The sequence below is a fragment of the Saccharothrix sp. AJ9571 genome, from assembly GCF_021725495.1.
GTDB lineage: Bacteria > Actinomycetota > Actinomycetes > Mycobacteriales > Pseudonocardiaceae > Amycolatopsis > Amycolatopsis magusensis.
This window is the reverse complement of sequence record NZ_CP091382.1, coordinates 8,317,462-8,338,846: the sequence shown is the minus strand read 5'-3', so window position 1 is coordinate 8,338,846 and position 21,385 is coordinate 8,317,462. Positions and strand designations below refer to the sequence as shown.

28 protein-coding genes and 2 riboswitches are annotated in these 21,385 nt (G+C 71.2%); of the genes, 20 read left to right on the top strand and 8 right to left on the bottom strand.

Translation table 11 applies throughout. The annotated features are described in order from the left end of the window. The first annotated feature begins 4 nt into the window (after positions 1-4). The 4 genes from L3Q67_RS37640 to L3Q67_RS37625 are packed head-to-tail and all read left to right on the top strand — an operon-like array spanning position 5 to position 4,444. Entirely contained in the window at positions 5-763 is a 759-nt protein-coding gene (locus L3Q67_RS37640) for a sphingomyelin phosphodiesterase (protein WP_499186176.1), read from the top strand. Between the two features lie 47 nt (positions 764-810). Next, positions 811-2,115 carry an MFS transporter gene (locus L3Q67_RS37635; protein WP_499186175.1) on the top strand — a complete coding sequence of 435 codons (1,305 nt, stop codon included), beginning with the start codon at positions 811-813 and terminating at the stop codon, positions 2,113-2,115. Further along, on the top strand, positions 2,112-3,515 hold the full coding sequence (locus L3Q67_RS37630) for a pyridoxal phosphate-dependent decarboxylase family protein (RefSeq protein ID WP_499186174.1): 1,404 nt from the start codon (positions 2,112-2,114) through the stop codon (positions 3,513-3,515). Before L3Q67_RS37635 ends, L3Q67_RS37630 begins: the two co-directional genes overlap by 4 nt. Positions 3,516-3,556: 41 nt before the next feature. After that, a complete protein-coding gene (locus L3Q67_RS37625) occupies positions 3,557-4,444 on the top strand; it encodes an LLM class flavin-dependent oxidoreductase (RefSeq protein WP_499186173.1) in 888 nt (295 codons plus the stop codon). 72 nt (positions 4,445-4,516) lie between these two features. Here the strand turns inward: L3Q67_RS37625 and rpsR are convergent, their stop codons facing one another. Genes rpsR through rpmB form a run of 4 tightly spaced genes read right to left on the bottom strand, consistent with a single transcriptional unit; the run spans position 4,517 to position 5,453 of the window. After that, a complete protein-coding gene (gene rpsR, locus L3Q67_RS37620; RefSeq protein WP_499186172.1) occupies positions 4,517-4,741 on the bottom strand; it encodes a small ribosomal subunit protein bS18 in 225 nt (74 codons plus the stop codon). Positions 4,742-4,747: 6 nt separating this feature from the next. After that, positions 4,748-5,053, bottom strand: a complete 306-nt coding sequence (rpsN, locus tag L3Q67_RS37615) for an uS14 family ribosomal protein (RefSeq protein WP_499186171.1) — start codon at positions 5,051-5,053, stop codon at positions 4,748-4,750. Continuing rightward, complete coding sequence (rpmG, locus tag L3Q67_RS37610; RefSeq protein WP_395899696.1) at positions 5,053-5,217, bottom strand: 50S ribosomal protein L33; 165 nt, start codon at positions 5,215-5,217, stop codon at positions 5,053-5,055. The genes rpsN and rpmG overlap by 1 nt, the downstream gene beginning before the upstream one ends. Continuing rightward, positions 5,217-5,453, bottom strand: a complete 237-nt coding sequence (gene rpmB, locus L3Q67_RS37605) for a large ribosomal subunit protein bL28 (RefSeq protein ID WP_499186170.1) — start codon at positions 5,451-5,453, stop codon at positions 5,217-5,219. Before rpmB ends, rpmG begins: the two co-directional genes overlap by 1 nt. Before the next feature lie 51 nt (positions 5,454-5,504). On the opposite strand from rpmB, the gene mrf reads away from it, so the two are divergent. The 6 genes from mrf to cobA are packed head-to-tail and all read left to right on the top strand — an operon-like array spanning position 5,505 to position 9,633. Further along, positions 5,505-6,752 carry a CobW family GTP-binding protein gene (gene mrf, locus L3Q67_RS37600; RefSeq protein ID WP_499186169.1) on the top strand — a complete coding sequence of 416 codons (1,248 nt, stop codon included), beginning with the start codon at positions 5,505-5,507 and terminating at the stop codon, positions 6,750-6,752. Then, positions 6,749-7,006 (top strand): 50S ribosomal protein L31, encoded by a 258-nt coding sequence (locus tag L3Q67_RS37595; RefSeq protein WP_499186168.1) that lies wholly within the window; start codon positions 6,749-6,751, stop codon positions 7,004-7,006. The genes mrf and L3Q67_RS37595 overlap by 4 nt, the downstream gene beginning before the upstream one ends. Then, on the top strand, positions 7,006-7,164 hold the full coding sequence (rpmF, locus tag L3Q67_RS37590; RefSeq protein WP_209666353.1) for a 50S ribosomal protein L32: 159 nt from the start codon (positions 7,006-7,008) through the stop codon (positions 7,162-7,164). The genes L3Q67_RS37595 and rpmF overlap by 1 nt, the downstream gene beginning before the upstream one ends. Continuing rightward, positions 7,161-7,961 (top strand): class I SAM-dependent methyltransferase, encoded by an 801-nt coding sequence (locus tag L3Q67_RS37585; RefSeq protein ID WP_499186167.1) that lies wholly within the window; start codon positions 7,161-7,163, stop codon positions 7,959-7,961. The genes rpmF and L3Q67_RS37585 overlap by 4 nt, the downstream gene beginning before the upstream one ends. 12 nt (positions 7,962-7,973) lie before the next feature. Continuing rightward, positions 7,974-8,366 carry an ankyrin repeat domain-containing protein gene (locus L3Q67_RS37580; RefSeq protein WP_499186166.1) on the top strand — a complete coding sequence of 131 codons (393 nt, stop codon included), beginning with the start codon at positions 7,974-7,976 and terminating at the stop codon, positions 8,364-8,366. A 37-nt stretch (positions 8,367-8,403) separates the two neighbouring features. Beyond that, positions 8,404-9,633: a siroheme synthase family protein gene (gene cobA / locus L3Q67_RS37575; RefSeq protein ID WP_499186165.1), complete on the top strand. Its 1,230-nt coding sequence runs from the start codon at positions 8,404-8,406 to the stop codon at positions 9,631-9,633. Between the two features lie 204 nt (positions 9,634-9,837). Here the strand turns inward: cobA and L3Q67_RS37570 are convergent, their stop codons facing one another. Further along, a complete protein-coding gene (locus L3Q67_RS37570) occupies positions 9,838-10,707 on the bottom strand; it encodes an alpha/beta fold hydrolase (protein WP_499186164.1) in 870 nt (289 codons plus the stop codon). A gap of 130 nt (positions 10,708-10,837) precedes the next feature. Between L3Q67_RS37570 and L3Q67_RS37565 the strand changes: the two genes are divergently transcribed. The 8 genes from L3Q67_RS37565 (at position 10,838) to L3Q67_RS37530 (ending at position 17,107) form a co-directional block, all read left to right on the top strand. Beyond that, positions 10,838-11,689, top strand: a complete 852-nt coding sequence (locus L3Q67_RS37565; RefSeq protein ID WP_499186163.1) for a crotonase/enoyl-CoA hydratase family protein — start codon at positions 10,838-10,840, stop codon at positions 11,687-11,689. Positions 11,690-11,717: 28 nt separating this feature from the next. Next, positions 11,718-13,418 carry an acyl-CoA synthetase family protein gene (locus L3Q67_RS37560; RefSeq protein ID WP_499186162.1) on the top strand — a complete coding sequence of 567 codons (1,701 nt, stop codon included), beginning with the start codon at positions 11,718-11,720 and terminating at the stop codon, positions 13,416-13,418. Positions 13,419-13,756: 338 nt separating this feature from the next. Next, complete coding sequence (locus tag L3Q67_RS37555) at positions 13,757-13,966, top strand: hypothetical protein (protein WP_499186161.1); 210 nt, start codon at positions 13,757-13,759, stop codon at positions 13,964-13,966. Between the two features lie 42 nt (positions 13,967-14,008). Further along, on the top strand, positions 14,009-14,629 hold the full coding sequence (gene clsA / locus L3Q67_RS37550) for a CDP-alcohol phosphatidyltransferase family protein (RefSeq protein ID WP_499186160.1): 621 nt from the start codon (positions 14,009-14,011) through the stop codon (positions 14,627-14,629). Positions 14,630-14,675: 46 nt separating this feature from the next. Next, the gene (gene gcvH, locus L3Q67_RS37545; protein WP_499186159.1) at positions 14,676-15,059 is read left to right on the top strand and encodes a glycine cleavage system protein H; all 384 of its coding nucleotides are present in this window, start codon (positions 14,676-14,678) and stop codon (positions 15,057-15,059) included. A gap of 121 nt (positions 15,060-15,180) precedes the next feature. Beyond that, positions 15,181-15,645, top strand: coding sequence for an FHA domain-containing protein (gene garA, locus L3Q67_RS37540; protein WP_499186158.1), 465 nt, complete (start codon positions 15,181-15,183; stop codon positions 15,643-15,645). Continuing rightward, positions 15,642-16,388 carry a MerR family transcriptional regulator gene (gene ftsR / locus L3Q67_RS37535; RefSeq protein WP_499186157.1) on the top strand — a complete coding sequence of 249 codons (747 nt, stop codon included), beginning with the start codon at positions 15,642-15,644 and terminating at the stop codon, positions 16,386-16,388. The genes garA and ftsR overlap by 4 nt, the downstream gene beginning before the upstream one ends. 245 nt (positions 16,389-16,633) lie before the next feature. Beyond that, a complete protein-coding gene (locus L3Q67_RS37530) occupies positions 16,634-17,107 on the top strand; it encodes a bifunctional nuclease family protein (protein WP_499186156.1) in 474 nt (157 codons plus the stop codon). A 76-nt stretch (positions 17,108-17,183) separates the two neighbouring features. Here the strand turns inward: L3Q67_RS37530 and L3Q67_RS37525 are convergent, their stop codons facing one another. Then, the gene (locus L3Q67_RS37525) at positions 17,184-17,816 is read right to left on the bottom strand and encodes a TetR/AcrR family transcriptional regulator (protein ID WP_499186155.1); all 633 of its coding nucleotides are present in this window, start codon (positions 17,814-17,816) and stop codon (positions 17,184-17,186) included. A gap of 227 nt (positions 17,817-18,043) precedes the next feature. Between L3Q67_RS37525 and L3Q67_RS37520 the strand changes: the two genes are divergently transcribed. Beyond that, entirely contained in the window at positions 18,044-18,586 is a 543-nt protein-coding gene (locus L3Q67_RS37520) for a MerR family transcriptional regulator (RefSeq protein ID WP_499191738.1), read from the top strand. Between the two features lie 43 nt (positions 18,587-18,629). Further along, positions 18,630-18,731, top strand: a riboswitch (glycine riboswitch). After that, positions 18,732-18,851: riboswitch (glycine riboswitch) on the top strand. A 32-nt stretch (positions 18,852-18,883) separates the two neighbouring features. Here the strand turns inward: L3Q67_RS37520 and L3Q67_RS37515 are convergent. Then, positions 18,884-19,240 carry a nuclear transport factor 2 family protein gene (locus tag L3Q67_RS37515; RefSeq protein WP_499186154.1) on the bottom strand — a complete coding sequence of 119 codons (357 nt, stop codon included), beginning with the start codon at positions 19,238-19,240 and terminating at the stop codon, positions 18,884-18,886. A gap of 113 nt (positions 19,241-19,353) precedes the next feature. Between L3Q67_RS37515 and L3Q67_RS37510 the strand changes: the two genes are divergently transcribed. Beyond that, positions 19,354-20,166 (top strand): helix-turn-helix domain-containing protein, encoded by an 813-nt coding sequence (locus tag L3Q67_RS37510; protein ID WP_499186153.1) that lies wholly within the window; start codon positions 19,354-19,356, stop codon positions 20,164-20,166. Here L3Q67_RS37510 and L3Q67_RS37505 read toward each other — a convergent pair. Further along, positions 20,137-21,339 carry an MFS transporter gene (locus L3Q67_RS37505; RefSeq protein ID WP_499186152.1) on the bottom strand — a complete coding sequence of 401 codons (1,203 nt, stop codon included), beginning with the start codon at positions 21,337-21,339 and terminating at the stop codon, positions 20,137-20,139. The genes L3Q67_RS37510 and L3Q67_RS37505 overlap by 30 nt on opposite strands. Positions 21,340-21,385 lie beyond the last annotated feature (46 nt).

Genomic DNA, 21,385 nt, shown 5'->3' with positions numbered 1-21,385 from the left:
GCTCATGAGCTTCAACCTGCTGCAACTGCCGTGGCCGGTCCAGCGTTCGCACCGGGACAAGGCCGCGCGCGCCCGTGCGGCCGAGGCGGTGATCCGCGAGGTCGGGCCGGATGTGCTGGTGCTCAACGAAGCGTTCAGCGCCGAGGCGATGGACATGGTGCGCTCGCTCGCCGACGACTGGCCGCACCGCACGCCCGTGGTCGGGCGGCACGCCCGCTGGTTCACCGTCAGCGGCGGGGTGCTCGTGCTGAGCCGGTCCCCGATCACCGCGCGCCACCAGGTGGTGTTCACCGACCATTGCCTGGGCACCAGCGACCGCTTCGCCGCCAAAGGCGCCGCACTGGTCCGGGTGGCCGGAGTGTGGGTCGTCGGCACGCACCTGCAGGCCGACGCCTGGACCCCGCGTCGCGCCCACGCCGTCCGCACCCGCCAGCTGACCGCGATCCGGCGGCTCGTCGAGCGCGCCGTGCCCGCAGGTGAACCGGTGGTCATCGCCGGGGACCTCAACGTCGGGCTGGCGCGCAAAGCCGAGGCCGAACGCGTGCTCGGAGCCGCCCTCCACGCCGCCCCGACCTGGACCTACGACGCGGTGGCCAACCCGCTCGCCACCCCGCCCGGCTACCGCGACGTGCTCGACTACCTCGGCGCCTTCCACCACGGCGGCCGCCCCCGCCCGGTGATCGGGCCGGTGTCGGTCTCGCATTTCGGAGGTGACACGATTCCTTCCGACCACTACCCGGTTTCGGCGAAGATCGAGTATTAGTGTCGGCACCGGATCGTCGCCGCACAGGCCGGTTATCTAGGAGGATCATGGCCGGGCTCCCGCTCCGGACACGGCTCGGCTACTCGGTCGGCTCGTTCGTCACCGGGGCCTTCGGCACGGTGCCCGGGTTGCTGCTGCTGCCCTACCTCACCGACACCATGGCCGTGCCCGGCGCGATCGCCGGGGCCATCGTGCTGGTGCCCAAGGCGTGGGACGTGCTGTTCAACCCGGTGGCCGGCCGGATCTCCGACGCACGGCTGGCCAAGGACGGCAGCCGGGCGAAGTTCCTGCTCTTCGGCGGCATCGGCGTGGCGGTGCTCTTCGCCGCGTTGTTCGCCCACCCCGGCTTCGGCAAGACCTGGCTCGACGCCGCGTACGTGGTGGCCGTGTTCTTCCTGTGCGCCACCGCCTTCGCCTTCTTCCAGGTGCCGTTCAACGCGCTGCCCGCCGAACTGACGCCGGGCTACGAGGAACGCACCCGGCTGAACAGCTGGCGGATCGGCGTGCTGGCGCTGGCGATCCTGGTCTCCGGCGGCGGTGCCCCGGCCATCGTGGACATCTTCGGGGGCGTGCCCGGCTACCAGGCGATGGGCGTGGTGATCGGCCTGGTCATCCTGGCCGGCGCGCTCGGCGTGTACTTCAGCATCCGCCACGCCCCGGTCGCCGAGATCCGCGAGCCCACCACCAGCTGGCGCGATCTGCTCGCCACGATGAAGTCCTGGCGCCCGTTCCGCTGGCTGCTCGGGGTCTACTTCATCCAGTCGCTGGGCATCGGCACCCTGCTCGCCGGGGTCAGCTACGTGGCCAGGTACGTGCTCGGCGACCCGGGCCTGCAGACGCTGCTCTTCGTCGGCTTCGTCGGGCCCGCGCTGCTGGTGATGCCGTTGTGCATGGCGCTGGGACGGCGGTGGGGCAAGGTCACCGGGCTCCGGGTGTTCACCGCGGTGTTCGCCGTCGCGCTGCTGGGCATGCTCGCTTCGCGCGTGCTGCCGGTGCCGGCGGTCTTCGTGTTCGTCGCGCTGGCCGGGGTCGGCTACGCGGGCATCCAGGTGTTCCCGCTGGCGATCCTGCCGGACCTGATCACCGCGGAGGAGGAGCGCACCGGCGCCGCGCGTGCCGGGGTGGCGGCCGGGGTGTGGACCGCGGGCGAAACCCTCGGCCTGGCGCTGGGGCCCGGGTTGTTCGGCCTGATCCTGCAGCTCGGGGGCTACGTGTCCTCTGTGGACTCGTCGGCCGCGCAGCCGGAGAGCGCGGTCACCGCGATCCTCTTCGGCTTCTCGCTGCTGCCCGCGATCCTCGTCGCGCTGGCGATACCGTTGCTGCGCAAGAAGATCCTGGAACCGAGCCGATGACCTCCGCCGAGGACGTGCTCGCCGAACTCCGGGCGCTGCGGGCCGGGGACCTGCCCACGCACGGCGCGCGCACGCTGGCCTACGTCTACGACAGCGGACTGTCCGGAGTGGACGAACTCGCCGCCGGGGCGCACGCGCTGGCCGCGCACGCCAACGGCCTCGACCCCACCGCGTTCCCCAGCCTGCTGCGCCTGGAGAACGACCTGGTGGCCGCGACCGCGGAACTGGTCGGCGCCACCGAAGACACCGTCGGCGCGGTCACCTCCGGCGGTACCGAGTCCTGCCTGCTCGCGGTGCTCGCCGCGCGGACCGGCGCGCCGGAGGTGCGCGAGCCCGCGATGGTGCTGCCGGAGACCGCGCACGCGGCCTTCCAGAAGGCGGCGCACTTCTTCGGCGTGCGGGCCGTGCCGGTGCCGGTGGACCCGGTGACCTTCCGCGCCGACCCGGCGGCGATGGCGGCGGCGATGGACGAGCACACCGTGCTGGTGGTGGCGAGCGCGCCGTCCTACGCGCACGGGGTCGTCGACCCGATCGCCGAGATCGCGGCCGCCGCGTCGGCCAAGGGCATCCGCATGCACGTCGACGCCTGCATCGGCGGCTGGGTGCTGCCACACCTCGGCGCGCCGGAGTTCGGCTTCGGGGTGCCGGGCGTGACCAGCGTTTCGGTCGACCTGCACAAGTACGCGTACTGCCCCAAGGGTGTCTCGGTGTTGTTGCACGCCAACGCCGAACTGCGCCGCGGCCACTACTTCGCCAGCGCCGACTGGCCCGGGTACACGATGCTCAACTCCACCGTGCAGTCCACGCGCTCGGGGGGTCCGCTGGCCGCGGCGTGGGCGGTGATCCGGCACATCGGTCCCGACGGCTACCGGCGCCTGGCGCTCGAAGCCCGCGCGGCGGCGGAGGAGATCGCCGCCGGGATCGGCAAGATCGACGGCCTGCGGGTGCTCGGCTCGCCGGACTCGACGCTGGTCGCCTTCGCGCTGGACGGCGCGCCCGGGTTCGACCTGTTCACCGTGGCCGACGAGATGTCCGCGCGGAAGTGGTACGTGCAGCCGCAGTTCGCCCACGGCCTCTCGCCGGAGAACCTGCACCTGACCTTGTCGGCGGCCAACCGCGGGCACGAGCCGGAATTCCTCGCCGACCTGGAGGCGGCCGTCTCCTCGGCTCGTGCCGCCGGGCCGGTCACGGTGGATCCTCGGATCGCCGGATTCGTCGCCGCGCTGGATCCGGACCAGCTGACTTCCGACCAGTTCGCCGGGCTGCTCGGGGCGGCCGGATTGGGCGAAGGCGGCGCCGTGCCCGCGCGGATGGCCGAGGTCAACACGCTGCTTGCCGCCGCTCCGGCACGCCTGCGGGAGCGGTTGTTGCTCGAATTCCTGGGGCAGATGCACCACTGACCCTTGACCTCCAGCATGGTCGAGGTCCCAGGATGGTCCCCATGATGGAGATCGGGGTGATCCTGCCGTCGGTGACCGCCCAGCGCGAGCAGGGGCTCGACCTGCGGGCGGCGGCGCGGCACGCGGAGGCGGCCGGGCTGGACGGGGTCTGGATGGGCGACCACCTGGCCACCGGTATGTCCACTCTGGACTGCGTGGCCGGGCTGGCCACCGCCGCCGCGGTCACCGAGCGGGTGCGGATCGGGGCGAGCGTGTTCGTGCCGGCCATCCGGCCGCTGGCCTGGGCGGCCAAGCAGCTCGCCAGCCTGCAGTACCTCTCCGGCGGCCGACTCGTCCTGGGGGTCGGGTCGGGCGGCGGAGCGGCGCAGTGGGCGGCGGCGGGGGTGCCGTTCGCCGAGCGGGGCAGGCGGACCGACGTGGCGCTGGAACTGCTGCCCGACCTGCTGGCGGGCAAACCGGTGCGGCTGGTGGACGCGCCGGGGGAGCCGGTGGTCGAACTGGCGCCCGCGGTCCGGACCCCGCTGATCTGGGTCGGCAACGACTCGGCGGTGGCCCGGCGGCGGGCGGCCCGCTTCGGCGACGGCTGGTTCCCGTCGCTCATCCCGGTGGACGAGGTGGTCCGCGGGCGCGGGCACCTGGCCGAACTGGCGGGGGAGTACGAACGCCCGCTGCCCACGGTGACCGTCGGCGGGGTGGTCTCGTTCGGCGGCACCCCGGCCGGGGAGATCGCGGACCAGATCGCCGGCGGCTACGGCATGCCGATCGAGCGGGCCAGGAAGGTGCCGATCACCGGCACCCCGGACGACGCGGCCGACCGGTTCGCCGAGTACGCCGCCGCCGGGGTGGACCACCTCGTCCTCGGCATCAGCGGCGGCGACTGGCGAACCCAGGTGGACCGCCTGGCCACCGCCCGCCACCTCGTCGGCTGAGGGGGACACGAATGTGGCTTTCGGAGCGGAATCCGCCCCCAAATCCACATTCGTGACAGTGGCCCGCGCCCCTCAGCGGCCTCCCGCCGGGTAGGGGAGCAGGGCCATTTCGCGGGCGTTCCTGATCGCCGTCGCCACCTGGCGCTGCTGCTGCGGCGTCAGGCCCGTCACCCGGCGGGCGCGGATCTTGCCCCGGTCCGAGATGAACTTCCGCAGCAGCGCCACGTCCTTCCAGTCCACTTCGGACACCTTCTCCGCGGCGAGCAGGTTGCGCCGCTTCTTCAGCTCACGTTTCACCCGTGCTCACCAACTCGACTTCGTCACGCCGGGCAGTTCACCGTTGTGCGCCATCTGCCGGAACCGCACCCGCGACAGGCCGAACTTGCGCAGGTGCCCCCGCGGCCTGCCGTCGGCGACGTCCCGGTTGCGCAGGCGCGTCGGGCTCGAATCGCGCGGCAGGGCCTGGAGGGCCGACACCGCCGCCGCCTTCTCCTCGGGCGAGGAACCGGGCGAGCGCACGATTTCCTTCAGCTCCGCCCGCCGTTCCGCGTGCCTGGCCACGATCACCCGTCGCTGCGCGTCGCGGGCGATCTTCGACTTCTTCGCCATCAGCGGTCCTCCTTGAACTCGACGTGCCGCCGGATGACCGGGTCGTACTTGCGCAGCACCAGCCGGTCCGGGTCGTTGCGGCGGTTCTTCCTCGTGACGTAGGTGAAGCCGGTGCCCGCCGTGGACCGCAGCTTCACGATCGGCCGGATCTCGTTGCGCGCCATCAGAACTTCTCCCCTCGGGCCCGCAGGGAAGCGACCACCGAGTCGATCCCGCGCTTGTCGATGGTCTTCATGCCCTTGACCGACACCCGAAGCCGGATCCACCGGCCCTCGCTCGGCACCCAGTAGCGCCGCGTCTGCAGGTTGGGGTCCCAGCGGCGCGAGGTCCGCCTGTGCGAGTGCGAGACCTGCTTGCCGAACCCGGGCCGCCGCCCGGTGACCTGGCACACAGCCGACACCAGTCCTCCTCAGTTGGTATTGATAGTCATTTTCATCTACAATACACACCCGTGACCGAAGACCCCCGCATTCCCCTCACCCTGATCGGCAGCCTGGCCGCCGGGGCCAGTGCCGCGCTGGCCGACCGCCTGCGAGCCGGCGAGCCCGGCACCGCGGTGGTGCACCACAACCTGCGCCGGATCCACGAGGGCGTGGTCACCCGCAGGCTCCAGCTCGGCCCGCGTGACCAGCTCACCGGGCTCGAGCTGGCCCACGGCTGTGTCTCGTGCACCCTGCGCCAGGACCTGCTTCCCCTGCTGCGCAAGCTTTCCCGGCTGCCCGAGGTGCGCCGGATCGTGGTCCGGCTCGACGAGGCGATGGAACCGGAGCCGGTGTGCTGGGCGCTGGAGCACACGCTCGTCGGCGACCGGCCGGTGCTCGAGGACGTCCGCGTCGAAGCCGTGGTCGCGGTGCTCGACCGCGATACCTGGCTCACCGACGTGACCGGTGACGACACGCTCGCCGAACGCGGCCTGCGGGCCAGCCCCGAAGACGAGCGCACGCTCGCCCAGGTCGGCATCGCGCAGGCCGAATTCGCCGACGTGCTCGTGCTCGACGGGGACGCGCCCGACGCGTGGAGTGCCGCGAAAACCACCGCGGTGCTCGACCGCCTGGCACCGACCGCGGCCCGCCTCGAACTGTCCGAGGTGACCGACGTGCGTGACGCGGTGCCCGCCGATGCCCGCCGCGGCGAGGTCACCGACATGCACGGCCCGCTCCTGCGCGGTCAGCCACCACTGGCCGCCGACTGCGGGATCGCGCTGCTGACCTACACGCGCACCCGGCCGTTCCACCCGGAACGCCTGCACGAAGCCATCGACGTCCTGCTCGACGGCGTGGTGCGCACGCGCGGCCGGGTGTGGGTGGCGAGCCAGCCCGGCATGGCACTGTGGGTCGAGTCCGCGGGGGGCGGGCTCGGCATCGGGCACGCCGGTGCCTGGCTCGCCGCCGATGACGGTCCTGATTGGACGGACGTCAGCCCGGAACGCCGTACCCTGGCGTCACTTCGCTGGCACCCCGAATTCGGTGACCGCGCGCAGGAACTGGTGGTGCTCACCCACCAGGCGACCCCGCAGGAGGTCGAAGCGGCGCTGGACGCGGCGCTGCTCACCGACGCCGAACTCGCCGCCGGGCCGGACGCGTGGCGGCGCTACCCGGACCCGTTCGGCGAATGGCACGAAGAACCCTGCGACGACGACAAGGCAGACGCCCCGGGACACGAGGTCTCGGCGGCCGACCGGAAGGACGAGCAGCGATGAAACCGGGAATCCACCCCGACTACCACCCCGTGGTGTTCAAGGACAACGCCACCGGCGACGCCTTCCTCACCCGGTCCACGATGACCTCGGAGAAAACCGTCGAGTGGACCGACGGGAACACCTATCCTCTGGTGCTGGTGGACATCAGCTCCGCCTCCCACCCGTTCTGGACCGGCGCGCGCCGCATCATGGACACCGCCGGGCAGGTCGAGAAGTTCCACCGCCGCTACGGACAGCGAAAGGCCGGTAAGTGATGGCCGTTCCCAAGCGCAGGACCTCGCGCAGCAACACCCGCCACCGCCGCGCCCAGTGGAAGGCCGCCGCGCCCGACCTGGTGCCGATCGTGGTCGACGGGCAGCGGCAACTGGTGCCGCGGCGGCTGATCGGCCACTTCCAGCGGCTCGCCCGGTGAACCCGGAGTTCGCCGGCGGGGTGTTCACCGCCGCCGGCTCCCAGTTCGCCTCCTGGTACGCCCGGCTGTGGCGGCCCCTCGGCGAGCTCACCGTGGCCGTCACCCGGCCGTCACCGGGCGACCGGGTGCTCGACGCCTGCTGCGGCTCGGGTGCCTCGGCCGTGCCCGCCGCGATCGCCGTCGGCCCGTCCGGGCACGTCGACGCGGTGGACATGGCCGACGGCCTGCTCGACCAGGGCCGCGCCACCGCGGCGGGCCTCGGCCAGCTCGTGTTCACCCAGCACGACGTGCTCACCTGGGACGGCGGCCCGTACGACCTGGTCCAGTGCGTGTACGGGGTGTTCTTCTTCCCGGACATGGACGCCGGTGCGCGGCGGCTGATCAGCCTGCTGCGCCCCGGCGGCCGGTTCGCGGTGACCACCTGGCGCCGCGACGGCATGGCCCGGATCGTGCCGATCGGCCAGGCCGCCGCGGCGGCCGAGCGCCCGGAACTGACCGAGTCGGTCGGCCGCGTCGGTTCGCAGGGCCGGATCGACACACCGGAGAAGCTGACGACCTGGCTGACCGACCTGGGCCTGGTCGACATCGAGGTCGAGGAGATCGGGTTCGTCCAGCCGCTGCACCCCGAGGACGCGTGGACGCTCTACCTCGGCGCGGCCATGCGGGCCTTCATCACCGGGATGGACGAAGCGGCCGTGGCGCGGGTGAAGGAGCGCTACCTGGCCGGTCTCGCCGAAGCGGGCCTCACCTCGCTCGACTGCGGTTCGCTGGTGGCGGTCGGCCGCGTCCCCGCGTGAGATGCTGGGTCCATGACGGATCCCGAACCCGATCCCGAGCTGCTCGAACTGTGGGCCAAGGTCTTCGGTTTCGCCAGGGGCGGGCAGACCGCGGAGCTGGCGGCCTACGTGGACGCCGGCATCCCGGCGAACCTGACCAACGACCGCGGGGACACGCTGGTCATGCTCGCCGCCTACCACGGGCACGCCGAGACCGTCACCGCGCTGATCGAGCGCGGGGCCGACCCGAACCGGATCAACGACCGCGGTCAGAGCCCGCTGGCCGGTGCGGTGTTCAAGGCCGAGCCCGAGGTGGTCAAGGCACTGCTCAAGGGTGGCGCGGACCCCGAGGCTGGGCAGCCGTCCGCGCTGGAGACCGCGCGCGTGTTCGGCAATGCCGCGATGCTCACAATCCTGGAACCCTGACGCGCCCGCGCCCACCCGGCCAGGCATGCTTCTACGCATGCCAGAAGATCCCCACTACCTGTCCGGCCTCGACCTCTCCGGGAAACGGGTGGTGATGGTCGGCGGTGGCATGGTCGCCCAACGGCGGTTGCCGCGCCTGGTGGGCGCCGGCGCCGAGGTCGAGGTGATCGCCCCGCACGTCACGCCCTCGGTCGAAGCCATGGCCGAGGTCGGCGAGCTGCGCTGGCACCGGCGCGCGTACGCCGACGGGGACCTCACCGATGCCTGGTACGCGCTGGCCTGCACCGACCGGCCCGAGGTCAACGCCGCGGTCTGCGCCGAGGCCGAGCGCGCGCGGGTGTTCTGCGTCCGCGCCGACGCCGGTACCGAGGGCAGCGCGGTCACCCCGGCGAGCGGGCGGCACGGGGGAGTGCTGGTCGGTGTGCTCTCCGGTGGGGAGCCGTTGCGCTCGGCCGCCGTGCGCGACTCCATCCTGGACGGCCTGCGGGCGGGCACGGTGGCCGCCGAGTACCGCACCCCTGGCGGCGAACTGCCCGGCGTGGCGCTGGTCGGGGGCGGTCCCGGCGATCCGGAACTGATCACCGTGCGCGGCAGGCGGCTGCTCGCCCGCGCCGACGTGGTGGTGGTCGACCGGCTCGGCCCGCGTGAGCTGCTCGACGAGCTGCCCCCCGAGGTCGAGGTGATCGACGCGGCGAAGATCCCGTACGGCCGCGCCGCCAGCCAGGACGTGATCAACTCCACGCTGATCGAGCAGGCGAAGGCGGGCAAGTTCGTGGTCCGCCTCAAGGGCGGCGACCCCTACGTCTTCGGCCGCGGCTTCGAAGAGGTCCTCGCCTGCGCCGACGCGGGCATCCCCGTCACCGTGGTCCCCGGGATCACCAGCGCCTTCGCCGTGCCCGCGATGGCCGACGTGCCGGTGACCCACCGCGGGGTCACCCACGAGGTCGTGGTGGTCTCCGGGCACGTGCCGCCGGGGCATCCGCAGTCGCTGACCGACTGGTCCGCACTGGCCCGGCTGCGCGGCACGATCGTGCTGATGATGGGCGTGGAACGGCTGCCGCGGTTCGCCGGAGCCCTGCTCGATGGCGGCCGCCCCGGTGACACCCCGGTGGCGATCATCGAAGACGGGACCATGCGCACCCAGCGGGTCCTGCGCTCCACCCTGGCCAACGTGGCCGAGGAAGCCGCGGCCGCCGGCGTACGCCCACCCGCCATCATCGTCATCGGCCCGGTCGCAGCCCTCAGCAACCCCACCACCCCCGCCTGAGTGCTATGAGTGGGGCATTACTTGCATTCATTGCAAGTAATGCCCCATTCATAGCGTTCAGCTCAGCTTCCTAGCGAACCCCACGTTCCTGCAACCGAACCCCACGTTCGGGTAGCCGAACCCCGCATTCAGGACGCCGAGTTCCACATTCAGGGGCGCAAGCTGGGGCCCCACAGCGCTCGCAGCGGCGTGTGGCTCAGCTGCCTAGCGGACGAAGGAGCGGTCCAGGAAGTCCAGCACCGCGTCGGTGAGCCTGCTCGGGTCGAGCCGGAACTCGATCGGGCTGCGTGCCTGGATGAACTCCGCGTCGGGCAGGTCCATGGCCAGGGTGTCCGCGTCGCCGAAGGGGTGGATCGGGTCGCGCTGGTGGCCGATGACCAGCGTGGGCACCTTGATCTGCCGCCGCACCGACTTCGGCGGTGCGATCCGGCCGAACAGCACGCCGTGCAGCAGCGCGGCCATCCCGGCCGGCTGCTGGTCCAGCGTGTCGGTGACCACGTCGACCCACTGGTTGCCGTGCGGCACCAGCCCGGCCACCGCGGCCACCCCGCGCACGGTCACCGGCACGAACCGCGCCGCGAACAGCAGCGGGGCGAAGGTCAGCAACCCGGCCACGATCGCGTTGTCCAGCACCGGCATCTCGGCGATCAGCGAGTGCATCCGTTCGGGCGCGGAGACCGCGACCTCGAGCGAGACGTTCGCGCCGAGCGAGGTGCCGCCGATCACCGCGCGCTCCACCTCGAGGTGGTCGAGCAGCGCCACGGTCTGCTCGGCGAAGGCGGGCATCGAATACAGCCAGGAGTCGGCCGGGCGCGCGGACTCGCCGTGCCCCAGCAGGTCGAGCGTGACCACCCGGTAGCCCTCGCTCGCCAGCCGCCTGGCCAGCGGCGCGTGCATCCGGCGGGTGAACATGATGCCGTGGGTGAGCACCACCACCCGGTCCCCGGCCCCGTATTCGGTGTAGGCCAGCCGGTGTCCGTCGTGCACGAACGAGCCTGCCAGCTCGATCGGCCTGCTCGCCCGCCTCGGTTCGCCGGGCTCGTCCAGTACCACCGCCGCGCTGTTCGCACTCATCCCGTCACCGTCTCTCCCGTAACGCCCGCACCCACTAGGAAACCATCTACCCGGTCTGGTTGGCACCCCGCCAACCAGTCACCGGCCGGTCGCTGGCCCGCGCCCGTACTCATGAGTAATGATGACCGCCATGACTGACGCTGTCGCCCCCGAAGCTGCCTACGCCGATTTCGTTTCGCTCAAGGTGGACCGATCCGGCCACGTCGCCGAGGTGACCCTGCTCGGCCCCGGCAAGGGCAACGCGATGGGCCCGGACTTCTGGCGCGAGCTGCCGCGGGTCTTCCGCGCCCTCGACGCCGACCCCGAGGTCAGGGCCGTGGTGCTGACCGGCAGCGGCAAGCACTTCTCCTACGGCCTCGACCTGCCCGCGATGATGCCGAGCTGGGCCCCGCTGCTGGCCGGGGACGCGCTGGCCAAGCCACGCACCGCCTTCCTCGACGAGATCCGCACCCTCCAGGAGAGCGTGACCGCGGTGGCCCGCTGCCGCAAGCCGGTGATCGCCGCGGTGTCCGGCTGGTGCATCGGCGGCGGGGTGGACGTGATCAGCGCCGCCGACGTCCGGCTGGCCAGCGCGGAGGCCAAGTTCAGCGTGCGCGAGGTCAAGGTGGCCATCGTCGCCGACCTGGGCAGCCTGCAGCGCCTCGCCTCGATCATCGGCGAGGGTCACCTGCGGGAACTGGCGCTGACCGGCAAGGACATCGACGCCGCCAGGGCCGAGCGCATCGGCCTGGTCAACGACGTCTACCCGGACCAGGAGGCGGTGCTGGCCGCGGCGCGCGAACTCGCCGGGGAAATCGCTGCGAACCCGCCGCTGGTGGTGCAGGGTACGAAGGACGTGCTCTCGGTGAACACCGAACGCCAGGTCACCGACGGCCTGCGCTACGTGGCCACCTGGAACTCCGCGTTCCTGCCGAGCAAGGACCTCGCGGAGGCGGCCCAGGCGTTCCTCGAGCGGCGCGCACCCGAGTTCAACGGCGAATGACGGCACGGACGGGCAGGGAGTGACCAAGGTGGGCGACGAAGCTTCTCAGCGGTTCCGGACGGCGCGCGACTTCCTGCTCGCGCACCGGGAGGACTACGCGGCCGCGGACGAGGGCTTCGCCTGGCCGGAGTTCGGCGAGTTCAACTGGGCGCTGGACTGGTTCGACGTGATCGCGCGCGATCCGGCGAACGCCGGGCGGTACGCGCTCTGGATCGTGGAAGAGGACGGCACGGAGAACCGCTGGACCTTCCCGGAGATGGCCCGCCGGTCGGACCAGGTGGCCAACTGGCTGCGCGGGCTCGGCGTGCGCCGGGGCGACCGGCTGATCCTGATGCTGGGCAACCAGGGCGAGCTGTGGGAGACCATCCTCGCCGCGATCAAGCTGGGCGCGGTGATCATCCCGGCGTCCACCCTGCTCGGCCCGGCCGACCTGCGTGATCGGGTCGACCGCGGCGGCGCGAAGCACGTGGTCGTCCGCTCGGCGGACATCGCGAAGTTCGCGGACGTGCCCGGTGACTACACCCGCATCGCGGTGGGCGAGCCCGCCGAGGGCTGGCACGAGTTCGGCACGGCCTACGCCGAATCCGCCGAGTTCACCCCGGACGGCACCAGCCGCGCCGACGACGAACTGCTGCTGTACTTCACCTCCGGCACCACCGCGCAGCCGAAACTGGTGCGGCACACCCAGGTCTCCTACCCGGTCGGGCACCTGTCCACGATGTACTGGATCGGCCTGGAGCCGGGGGACGTCCACCTGAACATCTCCTCACCCGGCTGGGCGAAGCACGCCTGGAGCAACCTGTTCGCGCCGTGGAACGCCGAAGCGACGGTGTTCCTGTACAACTACACGCGTTTCGACGCCGTCGCGCTGATGGCGCAGATGGATCGCTGCGGTGTCACCAGTTTCTGCGCGCCGCCGACGGTGTGGCGCATGCTCATCCAGGCCGACCTCAGCGCGCTGAAGACCCCGCCGCGCAAGGTGGTCGGCGCCGGCGAGCCGCTGAACCCGGAGGTCATCGAGCAGGTCCGCCAGTCGTGGGGCGTGACCATCCGCGACGGCTTCGGGCAGACCGAGAGCAGCGTGCAGATCGCGAACACGCCGGGCCAGGAAGTGCGGCCGGGCTCGATGGGCCGCCCGCTGCCCGGGTTCACCGTGGCGCTGGTCGACCCGGTGACCGGCGAGCGCGCCACCGAGGGCGAGATCTGCCTGGACCTGGCGAAGCGGCCGGTCGGCCTGATGACCGGGTACGCCGACGACGCCGAGCGCACCGAGGCGGCCTTCGCGAACGGCTACTACCACACCGGGGACGTCGGCTCGATCGACGAAGACGGCTACATCACCTACGTCGGCCGCACCGACGACGTGTTCAAGGCTTCGGACTACCGGATTTCGCCGTTCGAACTGGAAAGCGTGCTGATCGAGCACCCGGCGGTGGCCGAGGCCGCGGTGGTGCCCGCGCCGGACCCGATCCGGCTGGCGGTGCCCAAGGCGTACGTGGTGCTGGCCAACGGGCACGAGCCGACCGCCGACACCGCGCTGGCGATCCTGGCCTACTGCCGCGAGCACTTGGCGCCGTACAAGCGAATCCGGCGTCTCGAGTTCACCGAGCTGCCCAAGACGATCTCCGGCAAGATCCGGCGGGTCGAACTGCGTGGCCGTGAGGACACCGCGCAGGAGCGCCCGGCGGGCGAGTTCCGCGAAGAGGACTTCCCGACGCTGAAGGGCTGACCCGCGCACACCACCGGCGCGACGGCGGCGGCGAGGAGGCGTACGGTGGTAGTGGCGATCAAGACGGCGCCTCCGGCGAGAAACGTGCTCCGCCCGTTCTCGCCGAGGCCGCCGCACGCGGCCGGGAACTCTGCCCGCCGCCGATACCGGCTGTCCTAAGTGGACGGTAACAGCGCGTCATTCCCGTCTCGGCAGATGGAAAATCGGGTGAAAGTTCGGCGCGAGCCGTTAACGAACCGCCGCTGCCGACCGACAGGTATGTCAGGAGGTATCGCGAACCCCGCGCGGTGCGTCCGGCATCACCCCGAACCCCGAACAACCTGAAAGCACTGAGAGCGATGGAAAACCCAGCAGAACCCGGAACAGTCCAGTCCCAGCCCGTCACCACGCCGCCGACCACCCCGTGCAGCGTGGTGTGGAGCCTGGGACGTCCGTACGTGCTCGAGAACAACGCGCGCTGGGTCGGCGCCGACCCGCGTGGCCGCCCGCAGGTGCTCACCCGGGCGGACCTGCAGCGCCGCGGCTGGAGCTACCGCCGCGCCAGCTGAGCCGGAGGAAGCCACCCGCTCACCAATGCCTAGGCTGAGCGGGTGAGCGAGCCCCTGCCCAGCACCACCGAGCCGGAACCGTCGTTGGCCCGGCAGGCACTGACCGTGCCGAACCTGCTGTCCATCCTGCGACTGGCCGGTGTGCCGGTGTTCCTGTGGCTGCTCCTCGGGCCCGAGGAGGACGGCTGGGCGCTGGCGGTGCTGGCCTTCGGCGGCTTCACCGACTGGCTCGACGGCAAGCTCGCCCGCTGGCTCGACCAGGCCAGCAGGCTCGGACAGCTGCTCGACCCGGCGGCCGATCGCCTCTACATCGTCGCCACCCTGATCGCCTTCCTGCTGCGCGACATCGTGCCGTGGTGGGTGGTGGTCCCGCTGGTGGCGCGCGAACTGGTCGTCGGCTGCTGCATCCTGGTGCTGCGCCGCCGCGGGTTCGCCCCGCCCGAGGTGACCTACATCGGCAAGGGCGCCACGTTCGTGCTGATGTACGCCTTCCCCTTCCTCCTGCTCACCCAGGGCGGCTCCGACCTGGCCGCGGTCGCCCGGCCCATCGCCTACGCCTTCACCGCCTGGGGCGGCGTGCTGTACCTGTGGTCCGGCGCGCTGTACGTGCTCCAGACCGTGCGGGCGATATCGCCGGGGCGGGGTGCCGCCAGGCCGGTCTGAGTGGAAGACTGCTTTCTCGACGAGTGGTGAGAAAGGGGAACTCCAGTTGACCACTCCGGAAGAGTTGCACTACACCGAGGAGCACGAGTGGGTCGCCGTCCGTGGCGAGACCTCCGTACGGGTGGGCATCACCGAGTACGCCCAGGATCAGCTCGGTGACGTGGTGTTCGTGGACCTGCCCGAGGTCGGCATGGTGCTGACCGCGGGGGAGAGCTTCGGCGAGGTCGAGTCCACCAAGAGCGTGTCCGAGCTGTTCGCGCCGCTGGACGGCGAGGTGGTCGCGGTCAACGACGCGGTGGCCGACTCGCCCGAACTGATCAACAGCGACCCCTACGGCGAGGGCTGGCTGATCGAGCTGGAACTCACCGGTTCGGCCACCACCGACAGCTTGCTCGACGCCGAGGCCTACCAGCGGCTGACCAAGGGCTGAGCCCCGTGCCCGCGGGCACGGCCGGTTGGGGGAGCCCACCAGGGGCCGAATCGATCAGGCACGGTACGTTGGGCTGCACACGTTCCGACGAAAGCCCTTTCAGTGCGTAAGGAGAGCTCAGGTGAGCACGAACGACGGGCCCGGCGTTCCCCCGGAGCAGTCTCCGGAGCGGACCTCCGTCTTCCGGGCCGATTTCCTCGCCGAGGTGGAGGGCCGGGAGGCCCAGGCGCCGGAGCCCCCGGTCGCGGGCATCGACGCACTGCCGTCCGGCTCGGCCCTGCTGGTCGTCAAGCGCGGCCCGAACGCGGGCTCGCGCTTCCTGCTCGACCGCGACACCACCAGCGCGGGACGGCACCCGGACAGCGACATCTTCCTCGACGACGTGACGGTCTCGCGCCGCCACGCCGAGTTCCGCCGCGAGGGCGGTGAATTCGTGGTGATCGACGTGGGCAGCCTCAACGGCACCTACGTCAACCGTGAGCCGGTCGACCAGGCCGTGCTCGCCGGTGGGGACGAGGTCCAGATCGGCAAGTTCCGCCTCGTCTTCCTGACCGGCCCGGGGCACGGGGGCCAGGGGACGCGGTGACGGCTGCCGGGCGGCAACCGCGTGATGGTCTGAGCATCGGGGCGGTGCTGGCGCAGCTGCGCGGCGACTTCCCCGATGTGACCATCTCCAAGATCCGGTTCCTCGAGTCCGAGGGACTGGTGCAGCCCGGCCGGACACCGTCCGGGTATCGGCAGTTCGCCGCGGCGGACGTCGAGCGGCTGCGCTTCGTGCTGTCCGCGCAGCGCGACCACTACCTGCCGCTGAAGGTCATCAAGGAGCAGCTCGACGCCGCCGATCGCGGCGCCGAGCCCCCGGTGCCTTCGCTGCGGCCACCGCGCAAGCTGGTCTCGCTCGGCGCGCCCGCCGGCGACCACGGGCTGCCCACCCCGGAGGACTTCGAGCAGGGCAGACCGGTCCGGGTGACCCAGGAGGAGCTGCTCGCGCAGTCCGGGATCGACGCCGCGATGCTGGCCGAACTCCAGCAGTACGGCCTGGTCCGGCCCGGTGCGGCCGGCTTCTTCGACCCCGATGCGGTGCTGGTCGCCAAAACCGTGCGCGCGATGACCGAGTACGGCATCGAACCCCGGCACCTGCGGGCCTTCCGGGCTTCGGCGGACCGTGAAGTCGGCCTCCTGGAGCAAATTGTTACGCCGGTCTACCGGCAACGCGACGCCGCCGCCAAGGCCAGGGCCGACGAGGTGGTCCGCGAGCTGGCGGCGTTGTCGGTCACGCTGCACACGCTGCTGGTCAAAGCGGGTATCCGCGGGGTGACCGGCGGCTGATCCGGCGCGCCGGGAATGATCTTGATCCGGGAAGCGTTCACCTTCGGGTGAACGTGTCGGGACCGCCCGGCGCCGAATCCGTTGCTGAACCCGGGGACCCTCATGCCGTACGGTTGGAGAAGCCCGCCAGGCGGGCGCGAGAACAGAATGAGCACAGCGTCCGGAAGACGGGTAGCGTCGAGGGTGGCGATGCGGGATCCTTGGCACAGCGTGCGGCCCGTGTGCAGGTTAGGGAGGCGAACCCGATGAGCGAGATGCGCGTCGTCGGCGTGCGGGTCGAACTGCCCGCGAACCAGCCGATCTTGTTGCTGCGGGAAACCGAAGGAGAGCGGTACCTGCCGATCTGGATCGGCTCTGTCGAGGCCACCGCGATCGCCCTGGAGCAACAGGGTGTGCGGCCGGCCCGGCCATTGACCCACGACCTGCTCAAGGAGGTCATCGGCGCACTTGGCCGGGAACTCGAGCAGGTGGTCATCACCGATCTGCGCGAAGGCACCTTCTTCGCCGAACTGGTCTTCGACGGCGACATCCGCGTCTCGGCCCGGCCGAGCGACTCGGTGGCGCTGGCGCTGCGGGTCGGCGTGCCGATCCACGCCGAGGCCTCGGTGCTGGAAGAAGCGGGCCTGATCATCCCGGACGAGCAGGAGGACGAGGTGGAGAAGTTCCGCGAGTTCCTCGACTCCGTCTCCCCGGAAGACTTCCGCGGCGCCGACACCTGATCCCAGGCTATGAGAGCCAACGCTATGAGTGGGGCATTACTTGCATTGAACGCAAGTAATGCCCCACTCATAGCAATCAGGCACGGGTGGCCTTCTCGAAGAGGGTGGCCAGTTCGCGGCCGTAGCGCTCGGCGTCCAGGCCGGGCTCGCGGACCAGGCGGTTCGCCAGGCCGTCCAGTGCCTGCCGGATGCTCAGCGCCATCACCTCGATGTCGAACTCCCCGAAGGCGCCCTCTCGCTGGCCCTGCGTGAGCTGCCGTTCGATGCGGCCGACCTGCATGTCCCGCACGACGGCCTCGTGGAACATCTGGCCACCGCTCTCCTGGCCACCCCACAGCCGGCCCAGGATTTCGTTCATCGCCCGCTGGTAGGCCGGGTGCGCGCCGGCGAACGCCGCTTCCGACTCGATGAACCCGCGCAGCATGCCCGCCCGGGTGGTGTCACCGGCCAGCCGCTCGGCCATGAACTCGTCCTTGAGCTGCGAGATCGTGCCGATCGTCGCGCTCATCAGCTCCTCCTTCGAGGCGAAGTGGTAGGAGATCATCCGCGTGCTGCTCAGCCCGGCGTGCTCCACGATCCGCGCGAAGGACGCCTTCGCGAAGCCCAGTTCGGCGATGACCTCGATGGTGGCCTGGATGATTTGTGCGCGCCGTGCCGCTTCGGTCACGGTCAGTCCCAGTTCCGGCTGGGAGTCTTCGTTTACCTGCATGAGTAAAAATTAACACGGCCGAGTAAATCCGGCAAGGCCGAACCTTTGGCCCGGTGGGCCGCGCGTCGCGTTGACCGGCCCCCCGGCCCGGCTTACCGTCAACAAGAGGTGAATCTCGACGGTGATTACGCCGATCGGAGTGTTTGAGATCCGCCAAGTCGTGTTTGCCGGTCCGGAACAGGGCCGGGCGAGGGGAGGCATGGGTGGTCGAGGGAAGGTCGTTCGAGATGACCGACGGCGAGCAAGGTGAGCTGTTTCCCGACGCGTCCCTGCCCGACGAACTGGTCGGCTACCGCGGCCCGGCGGCCTGCCAGATCGCCGGCATCACCTACCGGCAGCTGGACTACTGGGCCAGGACGAAGCTGGTGGCGCCGAGCATCCGCACCGCGCACGGCTCCGGCTCGCAGCGGTTGTACTCGTTCAAGGACATCCTGGTCCTCAAGATCGTCAAGCGCTTGCTGGACACCGGGGTCTCGCTGCAGAACATCCGGGTCGCCGTGGAGCACCTGCGTGAACGCGGGGTCCGCGACCTGGCCAAGGTGACCCTGTTCTCCGACGGCACCACCGTCTACGAGTGCACCTCGCCCGAGGAGATCGTCGACCTGCTGCAGGGCGGCCAGGGCGTGTTCGGCATCGCGGTCAGCGGGGCCATGCAGGAGATCAGCGGCACCATCCACGAGTTCCCGGCCGAACGGGCCGACGGCGGTGTGGTGGAGACCATGCGCCCCGACGAGCTGACCCAGCGCCGCAACGCCCGCCGGACCGGGTGATCACCCCCCATGGGTGAGTTGCTAACCTGGTTCCCGTAGTCGTAAACCCTGCGCGGGAGAGACCGGGCGGCCAATCGCCTCGCCCGGCGCCGAAGGAGCAACTCCTCCCCGGAACCTCTCAGGCACCCAGGACCGCGCGGGGGAGACGCCTCTGGAAAGCGGGTCGCCGGACACTCACCGCACGACCCCGCCGAAGGTGCAAGCCCGTGGACTCGCGGGTGAACCTCTCAGGCGCCCGGAAACGGGCAGGGACAGAGGGGGAGGCCACATCCATCCCCGCCCAGCGCCGGGCACGGCTCAGCCGGGAACCTTGTCGAGGAAGCCGTGCACCTGCGCGACGCGGTCGTCCTCGACCACCAGCACGTCGAACCCGATCACCAGCGGCTCGGCTCCCTCGGCACCGAGGTGCCAGGTGAAGCGCGCGATGTCGTGGTGGCCGTCGACCGGGCCGTGCAGGGTGAACCGCAGGTCGGCGAACTGCTCGCTCGCCGTGGCGAAGAACTTCTCGATGTCGTCCCGGCCGGTCACCGCGCCGAGCGGGTCGGTGTACCCGGCGGACTCGGTGAACAGCTCGTCGATCAGCGCGCGCCGGTCGGTGCCGGTGGCGTTCCAGGCGGCGAGGTAGCGCTCGGCGAGTGCGGTGAAGTCGCTCATAATGTTGCTCCTTCGTTCGGTGGACTGGGCACAACTTTTCCCGCCGCGGCGCGGTCCGTCGATTACCCGTGAAGTAATGGCAGCGGTGCCCGGCCGCCCGTAACGTCGGGTCCGTGACCACAGCCACCGCTTCCCGTCCCGTGGGCGAACTCCTGCGTGAATGGCGCGACCGCCGCCGCATCAGCCAGCTCGACCTGGCCATCTCCGCGGACATCTCTACGCGGCACCTGAGCTTCGTCGAAACCGGCCGGTCTTCCCCGAGCCGCGACATGGTGCTCCGCCTCGGCGAGCACCTCGACGTGCCCCTGCGCGAGCGCAACCAGTTGCTGCTCGCCGCCGGATTCGCCCCGGTGTACGGGGAAAGCGGGCTCAACGCGCCGGAGATGACCGCCGCCCGCGACGCGGTGCGGCAACTGCTCACCGCGCACGAGCCTTACCCGGCGGTGGTGCTCGACCGGCGCTGGACCATGGTCGACGCGAACGCCAGCGTGGCGCTGCTGGTCGAGGGGGTCGCACCGGAACTGCTGGACGGGCCGGTGAACGTGCTGCGCGCGACGCTGCACCCGGACGGCATGGCGCCGCGGATCGTGAACCTGGGGGAGTGGCGGGCGCACCTGCTCGGCCGGTTGCGGCGCGAGGTGGCCGCCACGGCGGACCTGGAACTGGCGGAACTGCTCGCCGAACTGCGTGGCTACCCCTGCGACGACGTGGTTCCCGAGGTCGAGGTGCCGAACCCGGGTGACATCGTGGTGCCGCTGCGCCTGCGCCACCGCGGCACGGAGCTGACGTTCTTCAGCACGGTGGCCACCTTCGGCACACCGCTGGACGTCACGCTCGCCGAGTTGTCCATCGAGGCGTTCTTCCCGGCGGACGCGCACACCGCCGAGGTGATCCGCTCAACCCCGCTCGGCACGCCAGCCGGGTAGCACGGTCACCGTCGAGGCGAACAACAGCAGCGCGATCAGCAGGAACGGCCCGGCGACGCCGACCAGCGCGGACACCGCGCCCGCCGCGGCAGGCGCCGCCGCCTGAGCCACGCGGTTGCCGGTCAGCCGCAGGCCGAGCGCGGTGGAGCGCAGGTTGTCCGGTGCTTCGCGCACGGTCCAGGTCATGGTCAGCGGCTGACCGAGCCCGAGCACCAGGCCCAGCACCGCCATCAGCGCGGCCAGCGGCCAGAAACCACTGGTGAACACCAGCGCGGTCACGCAGATCCCGGCCAGCCCACCGCTGACGGACAACACCGCGAGCCTGCCGAAGCGCCCCACCAGCAACGGGATCAGCAGTCGGGACAGGAAGGAGAAGCCGGCGCGCACGGCCAGCAGCGCGCCGACCACGGCGGGACTGAGGCCGCGATCCTCGCCCAGCACCGGGAGGTACGCGGTGATCACGTCCACACTGGACATCACGGCGAAGCTGGTGAAGATCGCGACGAGCAGCCTGCGGTTGCCGAGCAGGGCCCTGGTCGATCCCTTGTGGACGGTGTGGTCGCCGTTCTTCTTGTTCCGCGCCAGCGCTTTCAGCGTCCAGGCGAGCGCGAGGCAGAGCAGGGTGATCACCACGCCGACCGTGGTGGCCAGCAGGAAGGCTTCCCGCGTCTCGGCGACCATCGCGCCCGCCGTGGCCGAGCCGATCACCCAGCCACCGGTCAGCGGCCCGATCAGCTGGCCGATCGAGGCGGCCGCGGTGAACCAGCCGAAGTTGCGATCCTGGTGCTCCGGCGGGGAAAGCTCGGCCACCAGCCCTTGGAAGGCGAGCATCAGCGCGAGCTGGCCGACCCCGATCACCACGTTGCCCGCGGCCATCAACGGGAGCGTGGTGGTGAACGCCAGGCCGAGCGCGCCGGCGGTCATCGCCAGTCCGCCCCCGGCGAGCAGCCAGGTCATGCCGCCGCGATCGGCGGCCCGGCCCATCGGCAGCGCGAGGAACACCGGCAGCAGCGCACCGGCCGCGGCCACCAGCCCGACCGCGGTGGCGTCGCCGCCGAGCGCCAGCACCCGGTAGGAGGCCACCGGCCGGATCAGGAAGGTGACCAGGTGGACGGCGAGCGAAGCGGTGACGACCAGCGCCAGTCCGGTGGTCGCCGGGCGTGGGACGGGCACTCGATCATCGTCGCAGCGCGCGCGCCGCCGGGCACGCGCGGCGGTC

What these genes read in the sequence shown, in the direction of transcription:
- L3Q67_RS37555 (WP_499186161.1), top strand. Translation starts at nt 13,757, where the DNA reads ATGGAAAACCCAGCAGAACCCGGAACAGTCCAGTCCCAGCCCGTCACC.
- cobA (WP_499186165.1), top strand. Translation starts at nt 8,404, where the DNA reads ATGCCAGAAGATCCCCACTACCTGTCCGGCCTCGACCTCTCCGGGAAA.
- L3Q67_RS37515 (WP_499186154.1), bottom strand. Translation starts at nt 19,240, where the DNA reads ATGAGCGACTTCACCGCACTCGCCGAGCGCTACCTCGCCGCCTGGAAC.
- rpmG (WP_395899696.1), bottom strand. Translation starts at nt 5,217, where the DNA reads ATGGCGCGCAACGAGATCCGGCCGATCGTGAAGCTGCGGTCCACGGCG.
- L3Q67_RS37635 (WP_499186175.1), top strand. Translation starts at nt 811, where the DNA reads ATGGCCGGGCTCCCGCTCCGGACACGGCTCGGCTACTCGGTCGGCTCG.
- L3Q67_RS37630 (WP_499186174.1), top strand. Translation starts at nt 2,112, where the DNA reads ATGACCTCCGCCGAGGACGTGCTCGCCGAACTCCGGGCGCTGCGGGCC.
- L3Q67_RS37530 (WP_499186156.1), top strand. Translation starts at nt 16,634, where the DNA reads ATGAGCGAGATGCGCGTCGTCGGCGTGCGGGTCGAACTGCCCGCGAAC.
- L3Q67_RS37595 (WP_499186168.1), top strand. Translation starts at nt 6,749, where the DNA reads ATGAAACCGGGAATCCACCCCGACTACCACCCCGTGGTGTTCAAGGAC.
- L3Q67_RS37625 (WP_499186173.1), top strand. Translation starts at nt 3,557, where the DNA reads ATGATGGAGATCGGGGTGATCCTGCCGTCGGTGACCGCCCAGCGCGAG.
- L3Q67_RS37525 (WP_499186155.1), bottom strand. Translation starts at nt 17,816, where the DNA reads ATGCAGGTAAACGAAGACTCCCAGCCGGAACTGGGACTGACCGTGACC.
- rpsN (WP_499186171.1), bottom strand. Translation starts at nt 5,053, where the DNA reads ATGGCGAAGAAGTCGAAGATCGCCCGCGACGCGCAGCGACGGGTGATC.
- L3Q67_RS37640 (WP_499186176.1), top strand. Translation starts at nt 5, where the DNA reads ATGAGCTTCAACCTGCTGCAACTGCCGTGGCCGGTCCAGCGTTCGCAC.
- L3Q67_RS37520 (WP_499191738.1), top strand. Translation starts at nt 18,044, where the DNA reads ATGACCGACGGCGAGCAAGGTGAGCTGTTTCCCGACGCGTCCCTGCCC.
- L3Q67_RS37570 (WP_499186164.1), bottom strand. Translation starts at nt 10,707, where the DNA reads ATGAGTGCGAACAGCGCGGCGGTGGTACTGGACGAGCCCGGCGAACCG.
- L3Q67_RS37580 (WP_499186166.1), top strand. Translation starts at nt 7,974, where the DNA reads ATGACGGATCCCGAACCCGATCCCGAGCTGCTCGAACTGTGGGCCAAG.
- L3Q67_RS37565 (WP_499186163.1), top strand. Translation starts at nt 10,838, where the DNA reads ATGACTGACGCTGTCGCCCCCGAAGCTGCCTACGCCGATTTCGTTTCG.
- rpmF (WP_209666353.1), top strand. Translation starts at nt 7,006, where the DNA reads ATGGCCGTTCCCAAGCGCAGGACCTCGCGCAGCAACACCCGCCACCGC.